Source organism: Streptomyces sp. WELS2, assembly GCF_013870595.1.
In the GTDB taxonomy this organism is placed as follows: domain Bacteria; phylum Actinomycetota; class Actinomycetes; order Streptomycetales; family Streptomycetaceae; genus Streptomyces.
Genome location: NZ_JACBWZ010001287.1, coordinates 1 through 1,223 on the forward strand (window position 1 = coordinate 1; position 1,223 = coordinate 1,223).

General features: G+C 75.5%; 2 protein-coding genes. One reads left to right on the forward strand and one right to left on the reverse strand.

Annotated features, from left to right (window positions below; translation table 11 throughout):
• Positions 1-294: acyl-CoA dehydrogenase family protein (locus tag H5J33_RS35785; RefSeq protein ID WP_181798794.1), on the reverse strand; the 294-nt coding region annotated here is incomplete at its 3' end.
• A 390-nt stretch (positions 295-684) separates the two neighbouring features.
• Here H5J33_RS35785 and H5J33_RS35790 point away from each other — a divergent pair.
• Positions 685-1,083, forward strand: a complete 399-nt coding sequence (locus tag H5J33_RS35790) for a RidA family protein (RefSeq protein ID WP_181798795.1) — start codon at positions 685-687, stop codon at positions 1,081-1,083.
• The last annotated feature ends 140 nt before the right edge of the window (positions 1,084-1,223 follow it).

Below are 1,223 nucleotides of genomic sequence, written 5' to 3' on the forward strand. Positions count from 1 at the left end.
CTGGGCCGGGGTGCCGTGGACGTGCACCGGATGGGCACCGAGGCCCTGGAGGGCGAGGGCGGTCTCGGCCTCGGCGCAGCCCTGCGCGAGGGACTCCCGCAGCAGGCACAGCTCCAGCGCCCCGGAGTCGAACAGCCGGGTCAGCAGGCCCAGGTGGCCGAGTTCGGCGAGCAGCGGCCGGTTGACGCGGCCGGGTGCGCCCCGGCCGGCGAGCGGGCGCAGCCGCTCGGCGGCCAGCGCGCGCAGCTCGGCGCACCAGGCGGCCTGCTCCGGCGCGAGTGCGAATGCGGACACGGCCGTTCCTCCCTCCGGGGCGGGTCGGCCCGCCCGGCCCTCCGACGGTATCGCGGACCGTTGACTGCCGTCACCAACCCGCTACGCTCGAAGCGCGAGCCCACCGGGAAGCCCGTTCGGGCGGCCAGGCCCGGACCCGAAGTCACGGCAAGGGGGCCCACCGTCATGCATCTCTCGGCCCACGTCGACACGTTCGCGCGCGACCATCTGCCCCCGCCGCACGAGTGGCCCGAGCTGCGGTTCGACCTGCCGGAGCTGCGCTACCCCGCCCGGCTGAACTGCGCCGTGGAGCTGCTGGACCACGCCGACGCGCATCTACGAGGGCGCCAGCGAGGTGCAACGGAGCATCATCGCCAAGGAGTTGTACGCGGCGGCGGCCAAGGAGGCGCGATGACGGCCGAGCGCGTCAACCCGCCCGCGCTGTCCCCGCCCACCGGCTTCAGCCACGCCGTGGTCGCGACCGGCACCCGGGTGGTGTTCCTGGCCGGCCAGACCGCCCTCGACGCCGACGGCACGATCACCGGGGACACGCTGCCCGAGCAGTTCGCCAGGGCCCTCGGCAACCTGCTCGGCGCCCTGCGCGCGGCCGGCGGCACCCCCGCGGACCTGGCCCGGGTCACCGTCTACGCCACGGACCTCGCCGACTACCGCGCGCACGCCGCGGAACTGGGCCGGATCTGGCGCCGGTCGGCGGGCCGGGACTACCCGGCGATGGCCGTCGTCCAGGTCGTCCGGCTGTGGGACGAGCGGGCACTGGTGGAGCTGGACGGGTTCGCCGTACTGCCCTGACCTTTGCGGCGGGCGCCCCGCACAACCGTCAGGAGCATGGACGCGCCACCGTAGGGGTGACGGTCACGCCCGCCGGACCGGCCGCCCGGTACCAGTGGAGGCCTCGAACCCCTGCACACCGGGAGGTACCCCATGCCCGT

Coding starts and splice junctions, on each gene's coding strand:
- H5J33_RS35790 (WP_181798795.1), top strand. CDS start 685: ATGACGGCCGAGCGCGTCAACCCGCCCGCGCTGTCCCCGCCCACCGGC.